6 protein-coding genes are annotated in these 3,707 nt (G+C 31.7%); all 6 read left to right on the plus strand.

Annotation, left to right across the window (positions count from 1 at the left end; genetic code table 11):
* The first annotated feature begins 250 nt into the window (after positions 1-250).
* The 6 genes from U3A55_RS00230 (at position 251) to U3A55_RS15175 (ending at position 3,451) form a co-directional block, all read left to right on the plus strand.
* Positions 251-724, plus strand: coding sequence for a hypothetical protein (locus U3A55_RS00230; protein ID WP_330989505.1), 474 nt, complete (start codon positions 251-253; stop codon positions 722-724).
* 136 nt (positions 725-860) lie between these two features.
* Entirely contained in the window at positions 861-1,640 is a 780-nt protein-coding gene (locus U3A55_RS00235) for a PhzF family phenazine biosynthesis protein (protein WP_330989506.1), read from the plus strand.
* 210 nt (positions 1,641-1,850) lie between these two features.
* On the plus strand, positions 1,851-2,609 hold the full coding sequence (locus tag U3A55_RS00240) for an alpha/beta hydrolase (protein WP_330989507.1): 759 nt from the start codon (positions 1,851-1,853) through the stop codon (positions 2,607-2,609).
* Between the two features lie 11 nt (positions 2,610-2,620).
* Positions 2,621-2,854: a hypothetical protein gene (locus U3A55_RS00245; RefSeq protein ID WP_330989508.1), complete on the plus strand. Its 234-nt coding sequence runs from the start codon at positions 2,621-2,623 to the stop codon at positions 2,852-2,854.
* Positions 2,855-2,887: 33 nt separating this feature from the next.
* On the plus strand, positions 2,888-3,079 hold the full coding sequence (locus tag U3A55_RS00250) for a hypothetical protein (RefSeq protein ID WP_330989509.1): 192 nt from the start codon (positions 2,888-2,890) through the stop codon (positions 3,077-3,079).
* Positions 3,080-3,097: 18 nt separating this feature from the next.
* Positions 3,098-3,451 carry a GNAT family N-acetyltransferase gene (locus U3A55_RS15175; RefSeq protein ID WP_442978245.1) on the plus strand — a complete coding sequence of 118 codons (354 nt, stop codon included), beginning with the start codon at positions 3,098-3,100 and terminating at the stop codon, positions 3,449-3,451.
* Positions 3,452-3,707: the final 256 nt, after the last annotated feature.

Below are 3,707 nucleotides of genomic sequence, written 5' to 3' on the forward strand. Positions count from 1 at the left end.
TAAAAGCCAGAACAAATCTGACTAATAATAATATACGAGGGCGCGAATCTGTAACTAACAGAGATTCGCGCTTCTTGTTTATTTATGGGCAGTAATCTTAAGGGGTTGATTTCAAAATAATTAAAATAATACTCACAAGAATACTTATGTTGAGCAAAATTTTATGGGTATTTATGGTAAAATGGATTGATCCTTATTATGTAATAGGAGAGAACTGCTTTATAAAATTTTTCAGAAAGGGAGAGAAGGGTTGATAAAATTACAGAGCAATTATCGTAAACGATCAATAAGGTTTCATGAATTATGGGAATATGAAGGTTGGATTATAAAAGTATACGGAATCTCTTATTTAAGTGAAAAACCAAGTGAACGATTAATTGAAGTGTCAAAAAATCTTGCAACCGATGTTCTCCCAAATCCAGCAGTTAAAGAGAATCGATACGGTGTTGGTTTCATATGTGCTCATGAAGGTTCAGGGGCAAATTTTATTTTTATAGACTGGTGGTCTAACGAAAATGAACTTAACCATCATGTATATGTTGAATCACATGAGAAACCTTATACATTTGAATATGTAACTCCCCAAGGGTTAATTGCATGTTGCTGGGATTTAAAAGTGTTAAGTTTTGAGAGAGATAGTTGGGTAAAATCTATATTGAATAATCCAAATGGCAAACCTGCTATAAACGAGTATTTAAGCATGCAATTGAATGAAAATGTTTAAAGTCTTAATACCATTGGAAGAAACTAATCCAATTCACGAGGCGCGTTAATATAAGAAGGTTTAACGCTATTTTTATTGAATTAATATTATTTAAATAAACTTAAAAGGTAATATTTATTCAGGAGGTGATAGAAAAGTGAGTGATGAATTATATTTAGTCAATGCATATACAATTGAGAAGTTTAAGGGTAATCCAGCTGCTATTGTTTATTTAAAAAGTAATGTTCCTGATAAATGGATGAAATTATATGCGCAAGAACTAAATCAACCAATCACAACTTATGTAATTGAAGAGCAAGATGGTTTTAGAATTAAATGGTTTACATCACTCGGTGAAATTAATTTATGTGGTCATGGAAACCTGGGGGCTGCACATATATTGTTTGAAGAACATATGGCGGCTTCTCCTATTAAATTTCTGACAAAGGCTGGAGTACTTTACGCAGAAAAAGTTGATAGTCGGATAAAATTAACATTTAAAATAAAAGAATCAGAATCAATAAAAATCGATCAGAATTTAATGGATCTTATTGACCAACCAATAAAGAAAGTAGCATGGGCAGAAGACCGTTATATATTAGAACTAGATAACGACCAATCAGTAAATACTGCTACACCAAATTTGGATAAGATAAAAAAACTCCCTAGCACAGGCATCATTATTACTAGCATTAGTTCAGATAAATATGACTTTATTTCTAGATACTTTGCACCCAAAATTGGAATAAAAGAAGATTATGTAACAGGTTCTTCTCACTGTGCTTTGGCTTCATACTGGAAAAAAGAATTAAAGAAAAGCGACTTTTTTGCATACCAAGCGTCTTCTCGCGGTGGAGAGGTAAATGTTTCTGTTAAAGGGGATAATGTCAGTTTAGAAGGAGAAGTTCTTACATTAATCAAAGGAAGATTACTCTAATCAAACATTCAGATTTGAAGAAATATCTCGAATTCAAGTGTTCCGCATAAGACCAGCGTTTATTGAATAACGCGTCTTTTTTAATGGTTTTCTTTGCAAGCTTTTTAAGAGGATAAAGGAAAATACATACTTTTATCGAAGTTTGGAGGTAAGCTGTTTTTATTTTCCATTATATAGTTTTAAATTATTTATAAGAAGAGGAGCTTTTAGATGAAAGTAGGGAGGAAAATTAAAGAGATTATCGATCATAATCGAATGGAATCTCTGAGTGAAATGAATGAAAAAAGGAAGTTCATGATTAGTCTTTTTTATCCAATAGATGAAGGTTGGCAAGAGGAGGATACTTCAAATTATTTAAATATATTTTCACCTCAAATTAATGAAGCATTAAAGATATTTAAACAAATGGGTGCTAATGAAGAACATCTTTGGAATTTAAAGTCAAATTTTTATAATGACGCTCCTATTAAAAAAAATAACCAAGTATATCCTGTGATCTTATATTCCCCTGGTATAGGTGTTGATCGGGATATGTATTTATTTAATATTAATAATTTAGTATTAAAAGGAAATATCGTTATAACTGTAGGAGCTACATACGATACTTTATTCACAATCTTCCCCGATGAAGGTATGATTTATCAGAGTAATGTTGTTGAAGAAATGGCAGGTACTGATTTTGAATCTCTAAAAAAACTTATTGATATAAGAGTAGAAGACATGTCCTTTTTATTAGATTCATTATCTGTTTGGAATGAAACTGATGAATTCTTTAGAAATAAATTCGATTTAGATTCAGTTGGAGTTATTGGACACTCATTAGGTGGTGCAGCTGTCTATGAACTAGCAAAAAAAGATGCTCGAATAAAAACAGGTATCATGTTAGATGGAAGTTTACATTTAATTTCTCATAAAAAGAGTATGGATAAGCCATTTTTATCAATTAGACAAGAAAAGTCGAAGCATTAGAGGAATTAGGTGTGGAAGTAAAGATCAAAGAATGCATAGCTGAAGTTGAATACAAAGGAACTCAATATTTTTTCTTATCTGATATTATTAATGGAACTTTTGGAACTGGCGATGGTGAAGAGTACACAGACATGGATAGAAATAGAGGAACGTACTTGCCATTGTGGGTCGATATAGACAAGTTAGAATCTATTGATGTTAAACCTAAGGAAGTTGCACAAAAGGTTAAGTCATTATTTAATTAAAGGATGCAGAATAATCAGAGGAGAAGATAAGGTATGTCAAAAATACGCTTAGTTAAACATAGCATGGATTATTGCGAACAAATTTATAAATTATCCTCTGCTCCACCAGTAAGAGATGCATTGGGCTTACCAAAAGGAACGGTTGGAAATACAAAACAATTTGTGAGATCTGTTATTCAAGAAGAGAAGGAAGGTAAAACTGTATTTCGTGTAATTCTGGATTAATTAGGTGAAGTTATAGGTATTACTACCTTGATGTTTATTGATTATAAACAAAAGTCGTGTCATATAGGCTCATGGATTGGTCATGAATATTGGGGGAAGGGATATAATCTATCTTCTAAAGTAGCTATTTTACGAATAGCATTTGAGGAACTTAATTTAAACTATGTTTTTGCTGGAGCTAGGAAGATAAACACTCGTTCTCAAAAGGTACAAAAAAAGTTGCCTTTTATAAAGTTAAATGTTGAAAAAATGTTTCCGTCAGAACACCTTGCTTTGGAAAATAAAGAAAAGCAACCTTGCGTGCTACATGCTTTCTGTAAAGAGGACTTTATGAAGTTTCTTTATTCTACAAAACCCCATCAAAAAAATTGAGTTTAAGCTAAAGGTTAGCAAATTATCTCGAATTCAAGTCTTCATTAAACGGGGCGAAATCTGGAGTAAAGGTGTTTGCGCTCTTTATTTATTTTCATGCTATTCTTTAATAAGAACTTGCGTCTTTTATGTGCTTAGGGATGTCTATATCCCACCACTCCCAGGTTTCGATTGGATATTTATTAGATTTTGAAAAACGCAGTAAAAAAGTTGATTAGTAGGTTTTAACAGGTATGTAACAAGAAAATGGTAATAT

This window comes from Salarchaeum sp. III (genome assembly GCF_036418315.1).
Taxonomy (GTDB): Archaea; Halobacteriota; Halobacteria; order Halobacteriales; family Halobacteriaceae; genus Salarchaeum.

What these genes read in the sequence shown, in the direction of transcription:
- U3A55_RS00240 (WP_330989507.1), top strand. Translation starts at nt 1,851, where the DNA reads ATGAAAGTAGGGAGGAAAATTAAAGAGATTATCGATCATAATCGAATG.
- U3A55_RS00250 (WP_330989509.1), top strand. Translation starts at nt 2,888, where the DNA reads ATGTCAAAAATACGCTTAGTTAAACATAGCATGGATTATTGCGAACAA.